This window comes from Streptomyces sp. NPDC001709 (assembly GCF_053596375.1).
Genome location: NZ_JBSFGB010000010.1, coordinates 212633 through 238331, shown reverse-complemented (window position 1 = coordinate 238331; position 25699 = coordinate 212633). Strand labels below are relative to the sequence as shown.

The 25699-nt window shown below is 74.7% G+C and carries 3 protein-coding genes; all 3 read left to right on the top strand.

The window, feature by feature from the left end:
• The first annotated feature begins 176 nt into the window (after window positions 1-176).
• Genes ACWC0C_RS17870 through ACWC0C_RS17860 form a run of 3 tightly spaced genes read left to right on the top strand, consistent with a single transcriptional unit; the run spans window position 177 to window position 25656 of the window.
• Window positions 177-2195 carry an alpha-ketoacid dehydrogenase subunit alpha/beta gene (locus ACWC0C_RS17870; RefSeq protein ID WP_450864796.1) on the top strand — a complete coding sequence of 673 codons (2019 nt, stop codon included), beginning with the start codon at window positions 177-179 and terminating at the stop codon, window positions 2193-2195.
• The gene (locus ACWC0C_RS17865) at window positions 2192-17446 is read left to right on the top strand and encodes an amino acid adenylation domain-containing protein (protein WP_450864795.1); all 15255 of its coding nucleotides are present in this window, start codon (window positions 2192-2194) and stop codon (window positions 17444-17446) included. The genes ACWC0C_RS17870 and ACWC0C_RS17865 overlap by 4 nt, the downstream gene beginning before the upstream one ends.
• A complete protein-coding gene (locus tag ACWC0C_RS17860; RefSeq protein WP_450864794.1) occupies window positions 17443-25656 on the top strand; it encodes an SDR family oxidoreductase in 8214 nt (2737 codons plus the stop codon). Before ACWC0C_RS17865 ends, ACWC0C_RS17860 begins: the two co-directional genes overlap by 4 nt.
• Window positions 25657-25699: the final 43 nt, after the last annotated feature.

Below are 25699 nucleotides of genomic sequence, written 5' to 3'. Positions count from 1 at the left end.
TCCCTCCTGGGAGTGAGAGGCCGGTCCAGTGGTCCCTACGGCGGAGTCCGGCGAGCCGGAAAATCGTTGTCAGGAGCGATTGTCCGGCCTCCATGGAGCCAACATAATTTTCTTGTACCCAAGCTGGGTTGGAATCCTGACAACCGTGGAGACACGCTGTGCCCGACGCTGCTTCGGTGACCGAGACGAAGAATGTACGGATAACCGGTGAGGCGGGGCCCACGCCTGCCGCCGAAAATGTCGCGGGAATTCCGCTGGAGCGCCGGGTCGCCTTCCTGGAGCAGATGCTGCTCTCCCGTGAATGCGACCGCAGGTCGGGCATCGTGCTGCGGCAGGGCCAGGCTTGGTTCCATATCTCCTCGGCAGGCCACGAGGGACTCGGCGCCTTGTGTGAACTGCTGAAACCCGAGGATCTGATCTTCCCCCACTACCGCGACCGCACCCTGATGCTGGCCCGCGGCATGGACGCCGAGGCACAGGCCCGCGATGTCATGGCAAAGGCCGAATCCCATTCCGCCGGCCGCAATATGAGCTCGCACTTCAGCCATCCGCAAGGAAATGTATTCTCCCTCGCCAGCCCCACCGGCAGCCAGTGCCTGCCCGCCGTCGGTGCCGCCTGGGCGGGAATGATGCGCGGCCGCGACAATGTGGTCGTCTGCTCCATCGGAGACGCCTCGACACGACAGGGAGAATTCTTCGAGGCGGTCGCCTTCGCCATCGAGCGGAAACTTCCCGTCGTATTCCTGGTGTCGGACAACCGCTACGGCATCAGCACTCCGACCGACGGCCTGTCCCCGCTGCGCCTGGGCCTCCTTCCGGACGCCATCACCACCGTGGTGGACGGCTCCGACCCCGACGCCGTCCACGCGGCCGCGGCCGATGTCCTGCCGGGCGTCCGGCGCGGCGACGGCCCCGCCGTCCTGTGGTGCGTCCTGGACCGGCTCGACTCGCACACCTCCTCCGACGACCACCGCCTCTACCGCTCGCCCGAGGAACTCGCCGCCATGCGCGACCCGGTGGAGCTCTTCACCGGCCGGCTGACACGGGAGCGTCTGATCGACGACGACTGGGTCGAGCGGACCCGGGCCCGGCTGGCCCGGAGCGTCGAGGAGACCTTCGACCGGGTCGCCGCCGAACCCACCGGTGACCCCGCCGCCGTGATGGAACACCTCTTCGCGGAGCCCTCCGGACGGGAGGCCGCCGCGGCGCCGACCCGTCCGTGCGGTGGCACCATCGTCGAGGCCGTCAACCGGGCTCTGCGCACCGGCCTCGAACGCCATCCCGAACTCGTCCTCTTCGGCGAGGACATCGACGACCCCAAGGGCGGCGTCTTCGGCTTCACCAAGGGCCTGGGCGAATTGGCGGGAGAGCGGATGAGCAATTCGCCGCTGGCCGAAGCCACCATCGTCGGTACGGCCGTCGGGCTCGCCGCCGTCGGTATGCGCCCGGTCGTCGAGTTGCAGTTCGTCGACTTCGCCGGGCCCGCCTGGAACCAGATCGCGTCCCAGCTCACCACGCTGCGGTGGCGCACCGCCTCGGCATGGACCTGCCCGGCGGTCATCTACGCGCCATGGGGCGGCTACCTGCCCGGCGGCGGTATCTGGCACAGCCAGAGCAACGAGAGCCTCTTCACCCACCTGCCCGGACTGCGCGTGATCGTTCCCTCCACCCCCGAGGACACCGAGGCGGCCTTCCTGGAGTCCTTCGAGGCCGACGACCCGACGCTGATCCTGCTGCCCAAACACCTGATGCGGCGCCAGAACCGGCCACAGCAGGCCCCGGCACCCGTACACGGCGCCCGACTGCTCCGCTCCGGCACCGATGTCACGGTCGTGACCTGGGGCAACGGCACAGAGCTTGGCACCGAGGCGGCCGCCGCGCTGAGCACCGAGGGCGTGCACGTCGAGGTGATCGACCTGCGCTGGCTCGTCCCGCTGGACCGCGACACGGTGGCCGCGTCGCTGCGCCGTACCGGCCGGCTGGTCGTCGTCCAGGAAGACAACAGGACCAGCAGCTTCGGCGCCGGCGTGCTCGCCGAACTCCTCGGCAGCGACGACGAGTTCTACTCCCTCCTGGCCCCACCCCGGCTGGTCGCCAGAGACGACGTCCACGTCCCCTTCCACCCCGACCTCGAAAACGCCGTCCTCCCGATGGTGGACGACGTGGTCGCGGCCATCCGATCGGTGCTGGCATGAGTGAGACGACGAAACAGACCGCGCGGCAGACCACGCTCACCACGCTGACGATTCCGCGCCTGGGCGAGGGAATCGTCGAAGTGCGGATGGTGCGCCTGCTGAAGCAGCCCGGCGAGACCGTCGCCAAGGACGAGGTGCTCTACGAGATGGAGCACGACAAGGCGGCCGTCGAGATCGAGTCGCCGACGTCGGGGCTGCTGCGGGCCTGGCTGGTGGAGGAGGGACAGACCGTGCCCATCGGCGGCGCGGTCGCCGAGATCGAACCGGCCGGACCCGCGGAGCCGGTGCGCACGGAGCCCGCTGCCGAACAGCCCGCGCAGGGCGCCTCGCCGCTGGGCCGGCCGGGCACGACTCCGGCGGGCGTGCTGCGCATCCCGCCACGCACCCGCGCCCACGCCCGCAGACTCGGCATCGACGAAGACCTCCTCGCGACCGTTCCCGCGCGCGGCAACAGCCTGATGCCGGCCGACCTGGAAGCCTTCCTGGCCAAGCGGAACGCCCAGGAGATACGCCCGGACGAGAACTCGCCCGCCGCCGGTATGTCGGCCGGTGTGGATGCCTTCGTGGATCGGGGGCGTGTCCGGGAGGAGCGTGCGGACGAGAATCCGTCTGCGGCTGCCGCGGGCTTCACGGACGTTCCGGTGAGCGCCCGTCAGCGCGAGCTGAACCGGGCCCTGCGAGGGAGCGCCGCGAGCGTCGTGCCCGCTGTGGTGGCCACCGAGATCGACGCCGAGCTGCTGGAGCGGGCGCTGCGCGACCGGCGGGCGGAGCCGGGGGCCGGCGGTTTCACCACCGCCTTCCAGGTCTTCGCCCATCTCGCCGCCCGCGTGGCCGCGGACTTCCCGCAACTGCGCTCGCGCCACAGCGGCACGGACCGACTGCGGGTCTTCGACCACGTGGACCTCGGCATCGCCTGTGCCACGGACGACGGCGACCTGACCGTCGGCGTGGTGCGCGGCGCCGACCTGCTGGACGAGGCGGAATTCGGCCGCCGGTACGCCGACGCCGTCGAGCGTGCGCTCGCCGGAGAGTCCCAGGCGGACGGCCGCGTCACGCTGACGCTCTCGCACCTCGGCGACGAGGGCGCGACCTTCGCGATCCCGGTCGTGGTGGCTCCGGCCGCGGCCACCCTGTTCCTCGGCAGTCCCGAGCGCTCCGGCGCCAAGGCGGTGCGCCGCGCCGTCCTCTCGTTCGACCACACCATCTTCAACGGCCGCGAGGCCGCGCTCTATCTCGAAGCACTGCGCACGGCGCTCGCCCCGAGCACGAACGAGGACACCGCCGCGGTTCCCGCAGCCGTAACCGTTCACGAACCGGAGCCGGCCGCCCTCGCACCCGCCGGTGCCACGGCGCTGGAGCGGCTCACCGAACTGGCCCGTGAGGTGATCGGCCATCCACTGGACCCCGACCGGCCCCTGGGCGAGCAGGGCTTCGACTCCGCGCGTGCGCTGCAACTGATCCGGGAGGCGCGCCGGGTCTTCGGCGTCCACCTGCCCGCCACCGCCATGTGGCGCTACCCCACGCTGCGCGATCTGGCCGGTCAGCTCCCGGAGCCCGCACCGACGCCCGAGCAGACTCCGGACGCCACCGCTCCCGTCACCGCTCCCGTCACCACCTCCGTCACCGCCGCGCGGCCCGCGACGGTCACCGAAGGCCCCGGACGCCCGGACGACGGCATCGCCGTGATCGGCATGGCCTGCCGGGTGCCCGGTGCCGACGGCCCGGAGGCCTACTGGTCGCTGCTGGCCGAGGCGGGCTGCCGGATCGGCCCGGTGCCGCCCGGCAGGCTCGCCGGCGAGGCGCCCGAGGGCTTCCGGGCCGGCCTGCTGGAGCGCGTGGACCTCTTCGACGCCGCGTTCTTCGGCATCTCACCGCGCCAGGCGGCCTCCATGGACCCGCAGCAGCGGGCCCTGCTCGAACTCAGCTGGCACGCGCTGGAGCACGCCGCGCTCCACCCGGACGACCTGGCCGGCACGCCCGTCGGTGTCTTCGCCGCCGCATGCAGCTACGACTACCGCGAGCAACTGGTGGACCGGGACGCCGCCGACGGATACGCCACCGTCGGCACCTTCCCCGCCTTCCTCGCCAACCGCATCTCCCACACCTACGACTTCACCGGCCCCAGCATCACCATCGACACCGCGTGCTCGGGAGCCCTGACCGCACTCGCGCTCGCGGAGTCCGCGATCCGCTCCGGCGACTGCGACATCGCGCTCGCCGGAGCGGCCAACCTGCTCAGCAACGCCTTCAACGCGCGGGCCTTCCAACGGGCCGGCATGCTCTCGCCGCACGGCGACAGCCGGGTCTTCGACGCAGCGGCCGACGGGTTCGTGCGCGGTGAGGGCGCGGGCTGGGTGGTGCTCAAGTCGCTGCGCAAGGCCATCGCCGACGGCGACCCGGTACTCGCCGTCCTGCGCGGTACGGCCGTCAACCACGGCGGCCGCGCCGCGGCCCTGACCGCGCCCAATCCCAAGGCACAGACCGCCCTGGTGCGTACCGCACTGGAACGCGCGGGTCTGCGCGCCGCGGACCTCGGCTTCCTGGAGGCGCACGGCACCGGCACCCCGCTGGGCGACCCGATCGAGCTGGAGGCGTTCCGCGAGGCACTGGCCGCCGAGCCGCACGGCATGCCGGCACAGGCTGCGGGTCCCGAGGGCCGGCTCTGGGTGGGATCGGCCAAGTCCAACATCGGCCACCTGGAAGGCGCGTCCGGACTCGCGGGCCTGATCAAGGCCGTACAGGTGCTACGGCACCAGACCATCCCCGGCAACGCCAACTTCACCGGCCTCAACCCGCACATCGACCTCGACGGCACTCCGCTCGCCATCGCCGACCACACCGTCGCCTGGCCCCGCGTCCCGGGCGCGGCTCCTCGTCGCGCCGCGGTGAGCGCCTTCGGCTTCGGCGGCAGCAACGCCCACGCCGTCCTCGAAGAGGCCCCCCAGCTCGACCCCGCCCCCGCCCCGGCCGAACCCGGCGCCGTGCTCGCCGTACCACTGTCGGCAGCCACTCCCGGCGCCCTCGCCCGGCTGGCCGCCGACCTCGCGGACCTGGTCGAGGACGGATCCGTGGACCTGCGCCAAACGGCGTGGACGCTGCAGAGCGGACGCCGCTCGCTGACCCACCGGATGCTGATCACGGCCGGCGACCCGGCCGGACTGGCCGCCGCGGCCCGCGCCTTCGCGACCGGACAGCGGCACCCGTGCACCGCGACCGCCGATCACCTCGCCGCCCTCGACCGCCTGGCCCGCACCGCCGAGCGCGACCTGGCCCGGGACTGGCTCTCCGGCCGGAGTGTCTCCTGGTCGCAGCTGTGGACGGACGGCGAACCGCCACGCCGCATCCCGCTGGTGCCCTACCCCTTCCAAGGCGAACCGTTCTGGCTGCCCGCCGGCCGCCGGCCAGAACACCGCGCCGCGTACGGCGGCGAGCACAGCGGTGAGGCGAGCGGTGAGGAGAGCGCAAAGAACAGCGGAAACGACAGCGGAAGCGACAGCGGCGAGGAGGCCGGCGCCCTCGTGCTGCCCGTGGACCATCCGCTCGCCTCGCACCGGGTCGGCGGCCGCGCCATCGCTCCTGGAGCGCTGCTGCTCGACACCATGTCGCAGGCCGGTGCCACGGCCCTGCGCGACATACGGTTCCTGCGTCCGGTGCCCTTCGACCGTGCACTGCGGCTCACCCGGCACATCGAGAACACCGCAGGCACGGCCGCGATCACCGTTCTCCACCAGGACCGTGTCTGCGCCCGTGCCGTCGCCGACCAGGCCCCGCCGCCTTCGGCCCTGACCCCGGGAGACGGACGGTTCGACGGCGCCGTCACCGTGGATCTCACCGCGACACTGACCCGTCTGGGCATCGACGTCGGTCCTGCCTACCGCGTGGTCGGCGAGGTACGGCGCGCGGGCCGCTGGGCCACCGCCACGCTCACCGCGCCCGAGGCCGAGGCCGAGCAGGCCCGCACCCGGCGGATCGGCTGGCTCGACGCGGCACTTCAGACCGCCTGCGCCCTGTCCGAGCCCGGCCGTCCGCGCGTCGCCGCCGCCATCGACCGGCTGACCTGGACCGGCGAGGTTCCCGAGCGCGCGCAGGTGGTGCTGCACCGCGCCGAGGACGGCGCCGCGCACGACACGGTGGACCTCGACATCGCCGACGCCGCGGGCCATCCGGTCGTGCAGGTGCGCGGACTGTTGCTCCTGCCCGCCGGCGCGACCGCAGCCGACTCCCTCGCCGCCGACCCCGTCCGGATCTTCTCGCCCGAGTGGTCCGAGGAAGCCGGAGACGCAGGAGACGCCGGAGAAGGTGTCCCTGCCGACGGCACCGTCACCCTCGTCCTGCACGACCGCCACACCGCTTCCCTGGCGGCGGGCCTCGCACTGCCCGATGGCGCGCTGCACCGCGTCGACGGACAGGGAGTTGACCGTGAGCGGCTGGCCGCGGCCGTGACCGCGGCGGCCGGCCGGCCGCTCTCCGTGGCCCTGCTGGTCGGCGGCGCGCGCTGGACCGAGGACGCCGACGGCACCGGTGCGCTGCGCGGCTGGCTCGCCGCGCTGCTGACCACCGCCCAGGTGCTGCGCGAGGCCGCCGTCCGTGCCGAGGTCAGGCTCCTCACCACGGGACTGGCCGCGCCCGACGGCAGGCCGCTGTCCGCAGGTGCGTCGCTCCAAGGCGCCCTGCTCGGCGCGTTGCGCACCCTGCCCAGAGAAGTGCCCCGGCTCACCGCCGCCGCCGTAGACCTCGCCGAGGACCTCACCACCTGCGACGGTACGGCCCTGGCCCGCGCCCTCACCGAGCCGTGCGCCGACGCCGTGCCTCTCCTCGCGCTGCGCGGCTCCCGCCGGCTGCGGCAGGTCCTCACCGAGCGGCCCGTACCGGACGGCGTGTCCGGCTTCCGTACCGGAGGCACCTACGTGCTGTTCGGCGGAGCCGGCGGCATCGGGGCCGAAGTGGCCCGGCATCTCGCCGCCCGCTACCGGGCCTCGGTCCTGCTGGTCGGCCGCTCGGCCGAGAACGAGGAGATCCGGGCCCTGCTCGGCGAACTGCACGCGGCCGGCGCGCGCGCCCGCTACCGCACCGGCGATGTCACCGACACAGCCGACGTGACGGCCGTACTCGACGACTGCCGGGCCGCCTTCGGCGAGCCGGACGGCATCGTCCACAGCGTCGGCTCGGTGAGCGACGGCCTGCTCACCACGCTCACCTCCGCCGACATCGACCACGTACTCGACACCAAGGTCACCGCCGTCCTCAACCTGCGCCGCGCGCTGCGCCCCGGCACCAGCCTGGTGCTGTTCTCGTCCGTCGCCGGGCTGTTCGGCAGCATCGGCGGCCTCAACTACGCGGCGGCCAACGCGTTCCTCGACCACTACGCCACCGCCGTGGACGGCGAACGGGACCTGCGCGTCCGCGCCTTCGGCTGGGGCCTGTGGCGCGACACCGGGCTCGCCCGGCACTACACCGCACACGTCCGGCGCCAGTACCCGGGGCTGACCGACTTCGCACCTGAGAGGGGAGTGGCCGCGTTGGAAGCGGGCATGTCCGGTACTGACGCACACATCGTCGCCGTCTCCGGCGATCCCGAACCGCTCCGGCCGCTGACCCGGCCGACGGCACCCGTGGACCCGGCGCACCGGCTCGATCACTACGCCCGCGCGGCGCTGGCCCGTACGATGGCCGGACTCGGCCTGGACCGCGCCGCGGCCTTCGGCGGTGTCGACGCCGCCGCGGCCCGGCTCGGCGTGGTGCCGGAGCACCGGCGCCTGCTGGCGGCCATCCTCGAACTGCTCACCCGCGACGACACGTACGCCCCGAGCACCGCGGAGCTGGAGCGCACCCGGGACGGCCTGCTCGCCGACTGCCCCGATCTGCGCGGACACGTCGAACTGCTCGACCGCGCCCTGGCCGCCTACGGCCCCGTGCTGCGCGGCGAACAGCCTCCCACCGGCGTCCTGTTCCCCGGCGGCGACCTCAGCTCCGTCTCCGCCATCTACAGCGGCAACCGGCTCTTCGACCCGGTCAACCAGGCCGCCGCCGACGCGCTGGCCGCCGCCGCGCGGCAGCTCGCGGCCGACACCGGCCGCCGTCCTCGCATCCTGGAGATCGGCGCGGGAGTCGGCGGTACGACGGCGGCGGCGCTGGCCGCGCTGGCACGGCAGGGCGTCGAGGACGTCGAATACACCTACACCGACGTCTCGCAGGCCTTCCTCCACCACGCCAGGCGCCGCTTCGGCGACCGCGTCGTGCCCAGGCTGCTGGACATCGAAAAGGCCCCCGAGGCCCAGGACTTCGACCCCGGTCACTACGACCTGCTGGTCGCCAGCAACGTCCTCCACGCCACCCGCGACCTGACCACCACCCTGCGCCACGCGGGCCGGCTGCTGGCACCCGGCGGCCGGATGATGCTGGTCGAGCTGGTCTCGCCGGCCGCGGTCTACACCCTCACCTTCGGTCTGACCGACGGATGGTGGCGTTTCGTCGACGAGCAGTACCGCATGCCGCACGGCCCGCTGCTGGACGTCGCCCGCTGGCGCGCGCTGCTGGACGCCTGCGGCTGGCAGCTCGAACAGGCCGACCACGTACGCGAGATACCCGGCTGCGTCGCCCTGCTGCGATGCGGCCGCCCGGCCCCAGCGCCGGAGGCCGCGGCCTCCGCCGGCAGTGCCGAAGGTATCCGCGAGATCGTCCGGGAACTGCTCGGTGACCCGCAGGCTCCCGTGCCCGGCCACCTGCCGTGGCAGGAACTCGGCATCGATTCGCTGCTGAACATGGAGCTGGTGGCCGCCGTCTCGCGGCGGTTCGGCGAGATCTCCGCCACCGCCATCTTCGAGCACCGCACCGTCGACGACCTGGCCCACTGGATCGACGCACGCGCGGCCGCCACCACCACGCCGCCGCGCGCAGCGGCTCCCACCGCGCCGCAGGCGCGGGCGGCGGCCGTGGCTCCGACGGTCGGCGGCGCGGGCCTGGACGTCCTTCCCGAGCTGACCGGCATCGTCGCCGAACTCACCGGCCGGCCGGCCCATCTGCTCGACCTGGACGCCGACTTCCCGTCGATCGGTGTGGACTCCCTGCTCAACCAGGAGCTCACCGGCGAACTGCGCGTGCGCTTCCCGGGCCGGGACATCCCGTCCACCGTCCTGTTCGAACACCCGACGCTGCGGACCCTGGCCCGCCACCTCGCGCCCGTGCCGGCACCGGCACCGGCGACCGCGTTCGCGGTCGCAGAGCCGTCCGTCATCGCCCCGTCCGTCATCGAGCCGCCCATCGCCGTACGGCCCGAGACCGCCTCCCCGGCCGTCGTCCCCGAGCCGGTCCGGCGCACCGTCGAGGACACCGGAGCGCGCCCGGCCATCGCCGTGGTCGGTCTCGCCGGCCGCTATCCCGGCGCCCGGGACGTCGACGACTTCTGGCAGCTGCTCGTCGCCGGGCACACGCCGGTCACCGAAGTGCCCGCCGACCGGTGGGACTGGCGCACCGCACGCACCCTCGGCGGCGGCTACGCCCGCTACGGCTGCTTCGTCGAGGACTGGGACCGCTTCGACCCCGAACTGTTCCGGATCACGCCGCGCGACGCCGCCGTGATGGACCCGCAGGAGCGGATGTTCCTCGAAGTGGCGTGGGAGGCCTTCGAGACCGCCGGATACGCGCGCCGCAGCCTGGCGGGCGGCGCCGGCGGACCCCGCGTCGGCGTGTTCGCCGGTGTCACCGCCAACAGCCACCTCATCGCCCAGCACGAGGCCCGGCTGGCCGGCGCCGACAATCCCGAGTACGCCGTCACGGCGGCGGCCTCCGTCGCCAACCGCGTCTCGCACGCCCTCGACCTGAGCGGGCCCAGCCTGACGGTCGACACCATGTGCTCCTCCTCGCTGACCGCGCTGCACCTGGCGTGCCGGGCGCTGCGGGACGGCGAGGCCGATCTGGCGCTGGCCGGCGGCGTCAACCTCTACCTGCACCCCGACCGGTTCACCGGCCTGTGCGCCCTCGGCATGCCCTCGCGCGGCGCGCACACCCGGGCGTTCGGCGCCGGAGGCGACGGCTTCGTACCGGGCGAAGGCGCAGGCGCGGTCGTCCTCAAGCGCCTGGACCGCGCCGAGGCCGACGGCGACACGATCTACGCGGTGATCCGCGGCACCGGCCTCAACCACGGCGGCGGAACGGGCGGCTACACCGTCCCGAACCCGCTGGCCCAGGCCGCCCTGATCGGCGCGACCCTCGAAGGCGCCGGCGTCGAACCCGGCACCGTCGACTACATCGAGGCCCACGGCACCGGCACCGAGCTGGGCGACCCCATCGAACTGCGCGCGCTGGCCCTGGCGTTCGGCGAGCACGCCGCCTCCGGAACGCAGGACACCGTACGCGTCGGATCGGTGAAGTCCAACATCGGACACGGCGAGGCCTTCGCGGGCATCGCCGGACTGACCAAGGCCATCCTCCAGCTCCGGCACGGCCAGCTGGTGCCCACCCTGCACGCCGAGCGGATCAACCCCAAGCTCGAACTCGACGGCACACCGCTGCGCATCCAGCGGCGCGGCGAGCTGTGGCCCGCCCGCACCGACGAGCGGGGCCGCGCGCTGCCGCGCCGGGCCGCCGTCAGCTCCTTCGGCGCCGGTGGCGCCAACGCCCACGTGGTGCTGGAGGAGTACCGGCAGCCGCAGCCGGCGGATGCCGTGGCGACCGCTCCGGTCGTCCTGCCGCTGTCCGCACCCGACGCCGAGCGCCTGCGCACCGTGGCCCGGCGCCTCGCCGACGCGCTCGCACCGGCCTCCGGACCCGAGCGGCTGCTCGGCGGCCCGGCCTCCCTGGCCGACGTGGCCCGTACCCTGCGCGACGGCCGCGAGACGTGGCCGCACCGGGCCGCGGTCACGGCCGGTGACCGCCGCCGCCTCCTGGAGGCGCTGACCGCGCTCGCCGAGGGCCGGGACCACCCGGACGTGGTGACGGCCGACCGGACACCCGAGGACGCCCCCGCGGAAGCCGTGGACTGGGTGACCCAGGGCCACCAGCCGCGTGCGGCCGCCACCGGCCGCCGCGTGGCGCTGCCGACGACGCCTTTCGCCCGCCGTCGCTGCACACTGCCCGACGCGCAGGCCGCCGACGGCGGCCGGCCGGTGGACCTCCCGCTCGCCGACACCGTGCACACACCGCTCTCCCGCACGGTCACCGTCCGGCTCGGCGGCGCCTCCCGCTGGGTCGCCGACCACGTCGTCGACGGTGCGCCGCTGCTGCCCGGCGCCTTCCACCCCGAGCTGGTCTACGAGGCGTTGCTGACCGCGGACGTCTCCCCGTACCGCAGCACGATCCGCGATCTGACGTGGCCCGCGCCCGCCGTCGGCCTGCCGATGACGGTCCGCGCCGAGCTGGAGGCGCCCGACGCCGACGGCGCACGCAGGTTCCGCGTGGACACCGGCACCGAGCAGGCGGGCGGCCTGCCCGTCGCCCAGGGCTGGACCGAGCCCGACGGCGCCGACCCGGTCCGCCCCGCGCTGCGCTACCGTCCCGCCGACCTGGACCGGCACCTCGCCGCCGGCGGTCTGGACGGCGAGGAGTTCTACCGGGCGTTCGCCGGCCACGGCTTCGCCTACGGCCCGCTCTACCGGACCGTACGCCGTGCGCTGCGCGGCACCGAGGAGACCACCGCCGAACTGCGACTGCCCGACGGCGAGGACCGCGACGGACGCCATGTGCTGCACCCGGCCCTGCTCGACGGCGCCTGCCAGGCCGCCGCGTTCCTGCTGCTCGCCGAGGACCCGCAGGCCCGCCGCCGCTACCGGCCGCTGGCCATCGACCGGCTGACCGTCTTCGCACCGGTCACCGGCACCGCGTACGTCCACGCCCGCCGCGTGCGGGCCGCCGCGGACGCGTCCGGCATCCACGTCTTCGACCTGCGGCTGATCGCCGTGGACTCCGGCGAACTGCTGGCCGAGGCCGAAGGGTTCCGGATCAGCGTGGAGGAGCGCGGCGGCGGGACGGGTGTGCCGGCGGGCTCGGCGGCGGTTGCCGCGCCGGCAGGTTCTGCGGCCGTTACCGCCCCGGCTGTTCCCGCGGCCGCTGTTGCCCCGGCCGTTCCTGCGGCTGCCGTCACCACTCCGGCCGCCCCCACGGCCGCCGTCGCCTCCCACCCCGTCCCCGCCGCCGACGCCATCGCCGAGGAGGCGCCGGCTCTCGCCGGGTACCGCACCGAGTGGCGTGAGGCACCGGCCGCGGCCACCGACGACGCCGGCACGGTGTGGACGATCGGTGGCGGGTTCGCGGCCGATGGCTGTGACGTGGCCGCCGTACGGCTGTCGATGGCCGAGGCGACCGAGGCGGGTCTGCGGGCGGCAGCGGAGCGCACCGGCGCTCCCGCCACCGTGCTGGTCGACCTCACCGGTGAGCCCGGTCGGCTCGCCTTCGCCGACCGGCCGCTGACCTCCGGACAACTCCCGGACGCCTGGCGCCACTTCAACGGCGCCGTACTGGAGCCCGTCTTCGGCCTGCTCCGCACGCTGGTGACCTGCCGGGCCCTGAACGGCACCCGCGTCCTGCTGGTCACCGAGGCGGACGGCGAGCCCACGCCCGCCCTGCGCGGCCTGCACAGCCTCGTACGGACCGTCGCCGGTGAGACCACGCGGATCTCGCCGCGCCTGGCCACCGTCGACGCCGCCTGGAGGGCCCGCGACCCGCGCGGCGCCGCGGCGGCCGTCGCGGCCGAGGCCGCGGGCCGCGTGCCCGAGGGCGAGGACTGGGTGCTGCTCGGCGCCGACGGCGTCCGCCGTACGGCCGTGCTGACGCCGGAACCGCCGCTCGCCGCCGCCGAGCCCGCGCAACTGCTCGACCCGCGCGGCACGTACCTGGTCGTCGGTGGTCTGGGCGGCCTCGGTCGCCAGATCGCGTCGGCGATCCGGACCGCCCGGCCCACGGCCAAGCTGGTGCTGGTGGGACGCTCCGCACCCGACGCCGCGGCGCTGGACGCGCTGCAGCGCGAGTCGCGCGGCTCGGTCACCTACCGCCAGTGCGACGTCACCGACCCCCAGCAGCTGACGGAGCTGTGCGCCGCGCTGGAACGCTCGGGCAAGCACCTGCGGGGCATCGTCCACACCGCGGGCGTGCTGCGGGACGGGTTCCTGCGCACCAAGGACCCGCGGACCGTCGAAGAGGTGTGCCGGGCCAAGGTGCTCGGCGCGGTCGCGGTGGACGCGGCTTTCGCCGACCATCCGCTCGACTTCTTCGTCGTCGCCTCGTCGCTGGCCGCCCTGGTCGGCAACCAGGGACAGTCCGACTACGCCTTCGCCAACGGCTTCCTCGACGGCTTCGCCCGTGCCCGCGCCCGCTGGGTGGAGCAGGGACACCGCCGGGGCCGTACGCTCTCGGTCGGCTGGCCCGTCCTCGACGGCGCGGGCATGGCGCCCGAGCCCGCCGCCCTGGACTACCTCACCGACACCTACGGACTGCGGCCGGTCTCCGCCGCCGCGGCCGTCACCGGGATGTGGCCGCGCATCGCGGCCGCCACCGAGCCGGTCGCGGCCCACGTTGCCCTGGTGGCCGGTGACCAGAGCGTCTGGCGCGAGGCCCTCGGCGTGAGCGCCGAAGCCACCACCGACACGACGCCGCCGACCACGCCGACGACGCAGACGGTGCTGCCGGCACAGACGCCCGAGCCGTCCGCACCCGTCGCGGACCCGCGCGCGGCGGTGACCGACTGGCTGGCGCAGCGCGTGGGCCGCGCGATCGGCGTACCCGCCGCGATGATCGGCGCGGACCGGCCGCTTCCCGAGTACGGCGTCGACTCCATCGCGGTGATGAGGCTCGGCCGGATCCTGGAGGAGGACCTCGGCCGGGTCCCGCAGGCCCTGCTCCTGGACAGCAACACCCTCACGGAACTGGCCGATGCCCTGCTCACCGGCCACGGCCCCCAGCTGACGGCCGCGGTCGCCGCCGAGACCCCGCCGGCGCCGGCCCCCGCAACGCCCGCCGTGGCGCCGGTGTCCACCACGCCCGCGCAGCCCGAGGCCGAGGACGAGGACGGGTACGAGGACGGCGCGATGCCTCTGCCCGACCGGCTGGCCGGGATGTGGGCCGCCGATCAGGCCGCCGCGCCCGCGGCGCCGTACAACATCTCGCTGGCCTGGCGCCTCGTGGACGGCGCGGACCGGGCCGCGCTGAGCGGCGCCGTGCAGGATCTGGCGCGCCGTCACCCGGTGCTCGCGAGCAGCGTGCGCCCGCACCGCGGCGAGCTCTCCTTCGTCCCCGCCACCGCCGCGCCCGTCCTGGACATCCGGCCGCTGCCGGCCGGCCAGGACGCGGACGCAGCCGTACGGCAGGAGGCGGACCGGCGCTTCGCCCTCTCCTCCGAGCCCTTGCTGCGAGCCGTGCTGTGGGAGAGCGGCGACACCGCCGTCCTGCAGCTGACGACCCATCACCTCGCCGTGGACGGCCGCTCGGCCGAGCTCGTCCAGCAGGACTTCTCGGCCCTCTACGCCGCCCGCGCCGGCCAGGCCCCGCAGCCGCTGCCCGCGCCGGTGTTCGCCGACGCCCTGCGCCGCGAACGCCGTGACGCCGCGCGCGGCCACGCCGACGCCGAGGCGTTCTGGACCCGCCGGCTGACCGGGCTGAAGGCCGACGCGCTCTTCGCCGAAGGCGGCGAACAGGCCTCGGCCGCGGGCGCGCACCGCGAGTACCGGCTGCCCGGCGAGCTGTCGCAGCTGCTCTCGCGCACCGCGCGCAGCGCCGGTGTCACTCCGTTCACCGTGCTGCTCGGCGCCTTCGCCACCGCGCTCGGCCGGTCCACCGGACGACGCGAGTTCCTCGTGGCCGTACCGACCTACGGTCGCGCCTCGCAGGACGAGGACGCCATGATCGGCTGCTTCGTCAACTCCGTGCCGCTGCGCATCGACCTGGACCCGGCGCGGCCCGTCACCGACTGGCTGGCGACCCTGCACGAGGAAGTGCGCGGCGCCGTCGCCCACGCCTCGCTGCCCTATCCCAGGCTGGCCGGCCTGTGCCGGGCCGCCGGCGGCGAGGACGCCGTGCCCACGGTGACCTTCGCCTACCAGAACTGGGTGCGCGAGCACGACGCCGACGGCATCGCCGCTCCGTTCGCCGCCCTCGTCCACCGGCGCGGCCAGCGTGGCCACTTCGACCTGGGCCTGGAGGTCACCGACACCGCCACCGGCATCGACGTGCTCGCCAACCACCGCACGCAGATCCTCGACGGCGCCGCGGTCGACGGCCTCGTCGACGACATCCGGCGCATGGTCATCGAACTGGCGCGGGCCGACGACGGCGGCGCCCGCCTCGGCACCCTGCTCGACCCCGGCGCCGCCACCCTGGTCAGCCGCTTCGCCGACACCGTGCGCCGCGGCCCCGACCGGACCGCCGTCGAGGACCGTACCGAGACCCTCGACTACGCCGCGCTGGACGCCCTCTCCGAGAACGTCGCGCGCCGGGTGTCGGCCGCCTGCCCGCCCGGTGAGCCCGTCGCCGTCCTGATGCACCGCTCGGCCCGGCTGGTCGCCGTACTCCTCGGCATCCTCAAGACCGGCCGTCCCTACGTGCCGTTGGACGACTCCTATCCCGCCGACCGCCTGGAGATGGTCGTCACCGGCGCGGGCTGCTCGCTCGCCGTCGCGGACGCCGACCTGGCCCGGCTGCTTCCGGCCGACGTCCGGGTGCTGCCCGCCGCCGAGGCCCTCGCGGACGGCGCCCCGCAGCCCGCCGACACGCCGCGCACCGCGCCCCGTCCCACCGACCCGGCCTACCTGATGTTCACCTCCGGCAGCACCGGTCGGCCCAAGGGCGTCAGCGTCACCCACGGCAACGTCGTCCACACGCTGGAGGCGATCGCCGCCACCACCGGCATCGGTGCCGCGGACCGGCTGCTGGCGGTCACCACCGTCTGCTTCGACATCTCGGTGCTCGAGCTGTTCCTGCCGCTGATCGAAGGCGGCACGGTGCTGGTCGCCGACCGCGCCACCGTCATCGACGCCGGCCGGCTGGCCGCGACCATCGCCTCCCGCGACATCACCGCCATGCAGGCCACACCGGCCGGCTGGCAACTGCTGCTCGACGGCGGCTGGCCGGGCCGCGAGCAACTGACCGCGCTGTGCGGCGGCGAGGCGCTCCCGCCCAACCTCGCCCGACAGCTCGTCGAGCGCACCGGAAGCCTGTGGAACGTCTACGGGCCCACCGAGGCCACCATCTGGTCCACCATCGCCCGGGTGACGGACGGCCCCGTCCACCTCGGCGATCCGATCGGCGCCACCGACCTGGTCATCACCGAGGTCGACGGCACCGCGGCCCCGGCCGCCGGAGAGCCCGGCGAGCTGTGGATCGGCGGACCCGCCGTCGCCCAGGGCTACTGGCGGCAGCCGGACCTGACGGCCGAACGGTTCACCGGCCACCCGGCCTCTGCCGAGACCGGCGGCCGCTACTTCCGCACCGGCGACCTGGTGCGCCGCGACGAGCACGGGCGGCTGGTGTTCCTGGGCCGTGCCGACAGCCAGGTCAAGATCCGTGGCCACCGCGTGGAGCTCGGCGAGATCGAGGCCGTGCTCGGAGCCCACCCGGGCGTCTCCCGCGTGGTGCTGACGCTGCGCGGCGAGGGCGCCACGGCCCGCCTGTTCGCCATCGCCGTACCCGCACCCGGCGCCACCCTGCCCACCCTCGACGAACTGCGCACCGCCGCCTCCGCACAACTGCCCTCCTGGATGCTGCCGGACCGGCTGGTCGCGGCACCGTTCCTGCCGCTGACTCCCAACGGCAAGGTCGACCGCAAGGCCGCGGTGCTTCTGGCAGAGGAGGCGGGCGGTAGCCGTGAGGTGGGCGGTGGCCGTGAGGTGGCCACGGCTCGTACCGTCCCGGCCGGCGTGCCCTCGGCCGACCCGGCCGCCGTCCGACAGGCCGTCACCGCTCTGTGGGCCGACCTCCTCGAGCTCGACGAGGTGCCCGCCGACCGGCGCTTCTTCGACCTCGGCGGCAACTCCCTGCTGCTGGGACGTCTCTTCGCCCGACTGGACGCCCGCTTCCCGGGCAGCGGCGTGGAGGTCACCGACCTCTTCGCCCATCCGACGCTCGACGACCAGGTGCGACTGCTCACCGCCGCCCTCACACCGAGCAGCCCGGCGGCCCCACCCGCCACGGCCCCGCCCGCCACGGCTCCGACCACCGCGGCCCCGCCCGCCGCCGCACCGGACGCCCCCGCCGGGCGGCCCGCTCCCGCCCGTCCGACCCGCCGCGAGGTGCGGCGCGCCCTTCGACTCGGAGACGACCAGCGATGATGCCCGACCACCTGCCGACCGACGTGCCGACCGACGTGGTCGACGATCCGAACGCGGTGGCCGTCGTCGGCCTGTCCTGCCGTTTCGGTCCCGCCACCTCCACCGAGCGCCTGTGGGAGCTGCTGAGCCAGGGGCGCAGCGGCATCCGCCGGTACACGGCGGACGAACTGGTCCGCATGGGCCACGACGCCACCGTCGTACGGCGTCCCGAGTTCGTTCCCGCAGGTGTCGTCCTGGAGGACGCGGACGCCTTCGACGCGGAGTTCTTCGGCTACAGCCCGGTGCACGCCGAGTGGCTGGACCCGCAGCAGCGCGTGCTGCTGGAGACCGCCTGGCACGCTCTGGAGGACGCCGGCTTCGCTCCGGACCGCACCGGGCTGCGTACCTCCGCGTACGTCTCCGTCGGCCAGCCCACGATGCCGCCGGTCGGCATCACGGAGCTCGACGCCGCCGGAATGATCCGCTTCTCCTCCTCGGACAAGGACTTCGCCGCCAGCCGCATCTCCTACAAGCTGGGCCTGACCGGACCCAGCCTGACCGTGCAGTCCGCCTGCTCCAGCGCGCTGGTGGGCGTCCACCTGGCCGTGGAGGGCCTGCTCGGCGAGGAGTGCGACCTCGCACTGGTCGGCGCCGCCTCGCTGCACTTCCCGCAGGCCGGATACCTTGCCGCGCCCGACATGATCCTGTCGCCGAGCGGTGCCTGCCGCCCGTTCGACGACAGCGCCGACGGCACGGTCTTCGGCAACGGCGCCGGAGCGCTGGTCCTGCGCCGGCTGTCCGACGCCCTGCGCGACGGCGACCCGATCCGCGCCGTCATCCGTGGCAGCGCGGTCAACAACGACGGCGCCCGCAAGATGGACTACCACGCGCCCTCGCCCGAGGGACAGGAAGCGGTGCTGCGCGAGGCCCTGGCCGTCGCCGGAGTCGACGCGCACTCCGTCGGCTACCTGGAGACCCACGGCACCGGCACCCACCTCGGCGACCCCATCGAGTACGCCGCCCTCGACCGCGTCTACGGCGGTGCCGAGCGCGCCCATCCGGCCGCCGTCGGCTCGGTCAAGAGCGTCGTCGGACACCTCAACACCGCGGCCGGCATCGCGGGCCTCGCCAAGGCCGTGCTCGCCCTCGAACACGGCACCGTCCCCGCGCAGGCCCCCTTCGAGTCGCCCAACCGACGCCTCGGCGGGAGCGGTTCGCTGAAGGTCGCCGACGGCAAGGAAGGCTGGCCGGTGCCCGAGGGCCCGCGCCGCGCCGCCGTCAGCTCCTTCGGCATCGGCGGCACCAACGCCCACGTCGTCCTGGAGCAGGCCCCACAGCCCGCGCCCGTCGCCGACGCCGCCCCGGTCGGCGAGCACTGGGCCGTCCTCTCCGCCCGCACCGAGCACGCCCTGCGCGAACTGGCCGCCTCCCTGGCACACGCCCTGCGCACGCGCAGCACGCTGCGCCTCGCCGACGTGACCCACACCCTGCGCACCGGCCGCAGCCACCGCACCGTACGCGCCGCCGTCGCCGCCCGCAGCACCGCCGAACTCGCCGAGCGGTTCGCCGTCGTCGCCGAGCAGGGCCCCCAGGCGATCACCGCCGACCTCTCCGCCCCGTACCGGGCCTGGGTCCATGGCGACGGCGAACTGCCCTCCGCCGAGAACGAGTCCCAGGCCCGCCGCGTGCGTCTACCCGGCTACCCGTTCACCCGCAAGCGCTGGCCCCGCCCACAGGCTCCCTCCCCGGGCGCCTCCGCCCCGGGCGTCTCCGGCTCGGCTGCCTCCGGCTCGGTCGCTTCCGCCTCGGGCGCCTCCGCCCCGGATGCTTCCGCCCCGGATGCTTCCGCCCCGGCTGCTTCCGCCTCGGGCGCTTCTGCCTTGGGTGTGTCTGCCTCGGGCGCTTCCGCCCCGGCTGCCGTCGCCGCCGCCGCTTCTGCCCCCGGCACTTCCGCCTCGGCACCGGCCGCCGCCGTCCCGGCCGCCCCCGCCGACGACGCCTCCGCCCCGTTCCAGCGCGTGGTGCGCCCCGAGGAACCCCTCGCCGACGATCACCGCGTCGCGGGCCTGCCCGTCCTGCCCGCCGCCGCGCAGATCGACCTCGCCCTGACCGCCGGCGCTCGCCGCCTCGGCCGACCGGTGACCGGTCTGGCCGACATCGCGTTCCACCGCACGATCGAGGTCACCGGCCCCGTCACCCTGCGGGTGGAGACCGAAGGCGACCAGGTGCGGGTCCTCTCGCAGGAGACGACACAACAGACACAGCAGACACAGCAGACCCATGCACAGGCCCGGCTGCTGACGGACACCGCCTCCGGTCGCCCGGAGCCGCTGGACCTGGCCGCGCTGCGCGGCGCCTGCTCCGGCTCGGCCGACCCGGCGGGCCTCTACCGCTACTTCGAGGAGAATGGCGTCGGCTACGGCCCGGCATTCCGCGTGCTGCAAGAGCTGCGGCACGGCCCTGACGGCGTCCTCGCCCGCGTCTGCGGCGCTCCCGAGGGCGGCACGGTGTCGCCGTACGTGCTGGACGGCGCGCTCCAGTCGGTGATCGGCTGCGTGCTGCACGAGGACCTCGGCGGCGAAACGTTCATCCCATTTGCCATGGACGACCTGCGCCTTTACGGCCCGGTCCCGGCCGAAGCCTGGGTGCGCGTACGCCCGCACAATCTGGCCGGCGGCGGCCGCCGTGTACGCAAGTTCGACGTGACCCTCGCCGCCGCCGACGGCACCGTCCTGCTCACGATCAAGGGCCTGGCGCTGCGCCCCGTGCCGGCGCCCGCGCCCGCCGCGGACGGCATCCACCTCTTCGCCGCCGCGGAGACCGAGGTCGAGCCCGCCGAGGCCACCGGTCCGTACGACGGCCCGCTCGTCGTCATCGGCGACGTCCCGCTGGACGACCCGGCGTTCACCCTCCCCGCCCCGCTCGACCCGCAGGCCGCGGCCGACCTCGGCACGGACCTCGCCGGGCGTCTTCCGGACGGCGGCCGTCCGCTGATCGTCTGGCCGCAGGGCGCCGAACCCGACGCCGGCGCCGGCGCCTTCGCGGACCGGGCCGCCGCCTCCCACGGACTGCGGACACTCGCTCTGCTGCGCTCGCTGCTGCGCCCGCTGTCCCGGCGCGGCGCGCGCGTCGTCGTCCCGTACCCGGCCGACACCTCCGCCGGACAGCTGACCGGCCGCGCCCTGGCCGCCGTCGGCCGTTCCCTGACGGGCGAGAACCCGCGCTTCGAACTGACCGCCGTATCCCTCGCCGAAGGCACGACCGACGCCGAACTCGCGCGCGCCGTACGGACGGCGGCCGAGCAGGCGCCCGCCTCCCGGCACCTGAGCCTCGCCGCCGACGGCCGGCTGACCGCCACCGTGCTGGCGCCGCTGACCCGCCCGACCGCCCCCGCCGCCGCCTTCCGCCACGGCGGGCGCTACTGGATCAACGGCATGGGACGCCTGGCGGTGCTCCTGGCCGAACACCTGCTGGACCGTTACGCCGCCCGCGTCGTGCTCACCGGACGGTCCGCGGCCGACGGCGAGCGCGGCGCGGAACTGCGGCGCCTGGCCGACCGCGCCGCCCGCACCGGCGGCACCGTCGACCACCGGCAGGTGGACACCACCGACGCCGCCGCGATGCGCGCGGCGGCCCGGGAGATCGCCGCCTCCGGGCCCGCGGTCGACGGCGTCTTCCACTGCGCGGGCACCCTGCGCGACGGCTACATCCTGCGCAAGACCACGGACGACGCCCGCGAGGTGATCACACCCAAGCTGACCGGCGCCGCCGCACTGGACGAGGCCACCGCCGAGTGGGCGCTCGACTGCTTCGTGGTGTTCTCCTCCGTCTCCGCCGCGCTGGGCAGCGCGGGCCAGGCCGACTACGCCTTCGCCAACGCCGCCGCCGACGAACTCACCCGCCGCCGCGCCGCCCGCGGCGGCTCGGGACGCTCGCTCTCCGTCGGCTGGCCCTACTGGGCCGACGGCGGAATGCAACTCGACGGCCCCGCGCAGGACGTGCTCGGCGAGCTCGGCATGCGTCCGCTGGACACCGCCGCCGGGTTCAAGGCGCTCGAATCGCTGCTGGCCGGAGACGAGATCGCGCCGGTGGTGCTGTGCGGAGACCGCGCGGCGCTGCTGGAGTCCTTCCCGCTGCTCCAGGACGAGCCGGTGCCGGCCGCGACCGGGACCACGGCCCCGCAGGCCGCCGCGCCGGCGCCGACGCCGACGCCCGCGCCCGCCGGCCCGGCCATCGGCGGATCGGTGCAAGAAGCCCTGCACCGGCGGCTGTCCGCGGTGGTCGCCGAGGCGACCCGCACCCCGGAGGAGGAGGTGCACGCCGACCGCCTCTTCGACGACCTCGGCATCGACTCGCTGCTCGCCATCCGCGTGGTCGAACTGCTGGAGCGCGACTTCGGACGGCTGTCGAAGACCCTGCTCTTCGAGTGCCGTTCGGTCGAGGAACTCGCCGAGTACCTGATGGAGGAACTCCCGGAACGCTGCGCCGCACTCGCCGCCCCGGACGAGCCCCCCGCGCCCGCGCCCGCCGCCGAAGCCGTACCCGCCGCCGTACCCGTCCACGCGCCCGATCCCGCGCCCGCGCCCGTTCCCGCCGTCGGGGAAGCCGAAGCGCCCTCGTCCGCACAGGAAGCGGAGACGGACGCCGACGCCGACGCACGATCCGTCGCCATCATCGGCATCTCCGGCCGCTTCCCCCAGGCCGACAGCCTCGACGCGTTCTGGAAGAACCTCACGGAGGGCCGGGACAGCATCACCGAGGTCCCCGCCGACCGCTGGGACGCCCAGGCGCTCTACGACGCCGACAAGAACCGCGTCGACCGCACCCACACCAAGTGGGGCGGCTTCGTCGACGGCGTGGAGAAGTTCGACGCCGCGCTGTTCAACATCTCGCCCCGCGAGGCCGGCATCGTCGACCCGCAGGCCCGGCTGTTCCTGGAGAGCTGCTGGTCCGCCCTGGACGACGCCGGCTACACCCCGGACGCCCTGGTGACGGCCGACGACCCGATCCAGCGCCGTGACGTCGGCGTCTTCGTGGGCGCGATGTACGGGGAGTACCAGCTGCACGAGGCCGAGGAGCGGCTGCGCGGCAACCCGGTGCTCGCCAACAGCGCCTACTGGTCCATCGCCAACCGGGTCTCGTACTTCTTCGACTTCCAGGGTCCCAGCGTCGCCGTGGACACGGCCTGCTCCTCGGCCCTGACCGCCGTGCACCTGGCGGTCGAGTCGCTGCGCGCCGGAAGCTCCAAGGTCGCGATCGCGGGCGGCGTCAACGTCCTCATCCATCCCAACAAGTACTTCATGCTCGGGCAGGGCCGGTTCGCCTCCAGCGACGGGCGCTGCCGCAGCTTCGGTGCGGGCGGTGACGGCTATGTGCCCGGCGAGGGCGTCGGCGCGGTCGTCCTCAAGCCGCTGCGCGACGCGCTGCGCGACGGCGACCACATCCACGGCGTGATCCGCGGTACCTCCGCCAACCACGGCGGTCGCACCAACGGCTACACCGTGCCCAACCCGCGCGCCCAGGCCGACCTCGTGACCAAGGCCCTGCGCGACGGCGGCCTGACGGCCGGTGACCTCGACTACCTGGAGGCCCACGGCACCGGCACCTCCCTCGGCGACCCGATCGAGATCCGCGGCCTGACCACGGCGTTCTCCCGCGACGGCATCAAGGGCCCCGGCAGCCTGCCGATCGGCTCGGTCAAGTCCAACGTCGGCCACCTGGAGTCGGCGGCCGGCTCGGTGGCCCTGACCAAGGTGCTCCTGCAGATGCGGCACCGCACGCTCGTGCCGTCCCTGCACGCGACGCCCGCGAACCCGGAAATCGACTTCGACGGCGTGCCGTTCACGGTGCAGCAGCAGCTCGCGCCCTGGAACACGCGGGACGGTTCCGACCGTCCGCTGCGCGCCGGAATCGGTTCCTTCGGCGCCGGTGGCGGCAACGCGTACCTCGTCGTCGAGGAGGCCCCGCGCCGCGTCCCGGCCCCGGCTCCCGCGGTGCCGCAGCCACTCGTGCTCCTGCTGTCCGCCCGTACGGACTCCGCGCTCGCGGCCTACGCCCGTGACCTCGCCGCGTACCTGCGGCAGGCCCGGGACCGGGGCGAGGCGCCGGAGCCGGCGGACGTCGTCTTCACCTTCGCCGTGGGCCGCGCCGACCTCGCCCGCCGCGCCGCGCTGCCCGCGGACTCGCTGGAGGAACTCCTCTCCGGCCTGACCGCCGTGGCCGAGGGCCGCTCGCCCCAGCCGGTCGCCGGCCCGACCGCCGCCACGGTGACCGACTGGCTGGCCGGCCGCCGCATCGACCGCCGCGCCACCTGCGGCGCCGCGGACCACGGTCACCGAATCCCGCTCCCGCACTACCCCTTCGAACGCATCCGCTGCTGGTACGACCGCCAGATCACCCACCTGCGCAAGCAGGGCTACGGCCTGACGGCCGACGAACCGTCCTTCACCCGCGGCCACTTGCGCGACTTCGGGCGCACCCCGCAGGAGCGCGCGGAGCTGGCGGCAGCGGAGGAGCGCGCGAAGGCGCCGGCAGGGGAGGAGCGCACGAAGACGGCGACAGCGCAGGCTGCGACCGCGACTCCGTCCAGGCCGACCCCTCCGCCGTCCCAGCCGACGCCCGCCCCGGTGACGGACATCGCCGCGGCAACAGCAGCCCTCCGCCTCGCAGCCGCGACACCGCCTCCGGCTCAGGCCTCGGCTTCGCCTGCTTCGCCCCAAGCCCAGGCCGCGAACGAGGCCCAGACGCGGCCCTCGGCCGCGCTGAACCGAGCGCAAGCCCAGCCCCCGGCCCGCGGCCGAGCCTCGGCCCAGCTCCAAGCCTCGGCGCAGGACCCGACCAATGGACAGGCCCCAGCCCCGGACCGAGCCCAGGCCCCAGCCCCGGACCGAGCCCAGGCCCCAGCCCCGGCCCGCGGCCGGGCCTCCGTCCAGCTCCGGACCTTGGCGCAGGACCCGGCCAACGGACAAGCCCCGGCCTCGACCCGAGCCCAGGCCCGGGACCGGGCCCAGGTCCCGGCTCAGGCACAGTCCTCGGCTCCGGCTGCCGCGACCCGAGCGCCGGCCCCGGACCGCGCCCAGGCCTCGGCTCAGGCGCGGCCCTCGGCCGCGTTGAACCGAGCGCAAGCCCAGGCCCCGGCCCACGGCCGGGCCTCGGCCCAGTTCCAAGCCTCGGCGCAGGACCCGACCAACGGACAGGCCGCGGCCCCGGACCGAGCCGCGGCCCCGGCGCTGGCCCACGGCCGGGCCTCCGTCCAGCTCCAGGCCTTGGCGCAGGACCCGGGCAACGGAGAGGCCCCGGCCTCGACCCGAGCCCAAGTTCCCGCCGGCGCCTCGGCGCAGCCCTCCGGTGCTCGTCGCTCCGCACCCGCCCTGACCCTGCGCGGCGCCCGAGCGACGCCGCGGAAGTCCGCCACGCCCGACATCATGGAGACCTCGCCGATGACCCGCGACCGCAAGATTTCGCTCCGGCCGCTCGACACCGCCCCGCGGACGCAGCCCGCGCCGGTACCGGCTGCCGTCACGTCCGTTCCGGCCGCCGCCGCGCCGATTGCTCCCGTCACCACCCCCACCACCCATCAAGAAGCAGCCGTTGCCGAGGAGATCGGCTCGTTGCTTGCCGGGGTGCTCTACCTCGAGCCGGGGGAGCTGGATCGTGAGCTGACTTTTCAGGATTTGGGTATCGACTCGATTCTGGGTGTGGAGTTCGTGGCTGCCGTCAATGCCGCCTACCCGGTGGAGGTCAAGGCGACCGCTCTGTACGACCACCCGACTCCCGTCGCCTTCGCCCAGTACGTCGCCGGACTTCTCGGCAACCCGGCACAGCAGCCCGCACCGGCCGCGCCGACCGCACCGTCGGCAACCGTCACGCCGGTTGCCGACGCCGGCCACATCGCCGACACCCTCCGCGAGGAGCTGGCCCGCACGCTCTACTGCGAGCCCGGTGAGATCGATGACGAGGCCAGTTTCAACACCCTCGGTCTCGACTCCATCCTCGGCGTGGAGTTCGTGGCGTTCGTCAACAACGCGTACGGGCTCGTCGAGAAGACCGGTGTTCTTTACGACCACCCGAGCCTGAACGCCCTCAGCCGTCACATCGCCACCCTCACCGCGCCGGCCCCCGCCGCCCAGGCCACGGCCCCCGCCGCCGACCTGGACGCGCTGCTCAGCGCCGTACGCGACAACCGGCTGACCGTCGAACAGGCCCTGGCTCTGCTGCCCCAGAACGGCTGACGGCGCCCCGCGCGGCCCCACCCGCACCGCACTCCATCCGTCC

Excerpts from the sequence above, each read along its gene's own strand:
- ACWC0C_RS17865 (WP_450864795.1), top strand. The coding sequence starts at position 2,192 with ATGAGTGAGACGACGAAACAGACCGCGCGGCAGACCACGCTCACCACG.
- ACWC0C_RS17860 (WP_450864794.1), top strand. The coding sequence starts at position 17,443 with ATGATGCCCGACCACCTGCCGACCGACGTGCCGACCGACGTGGTCGAC.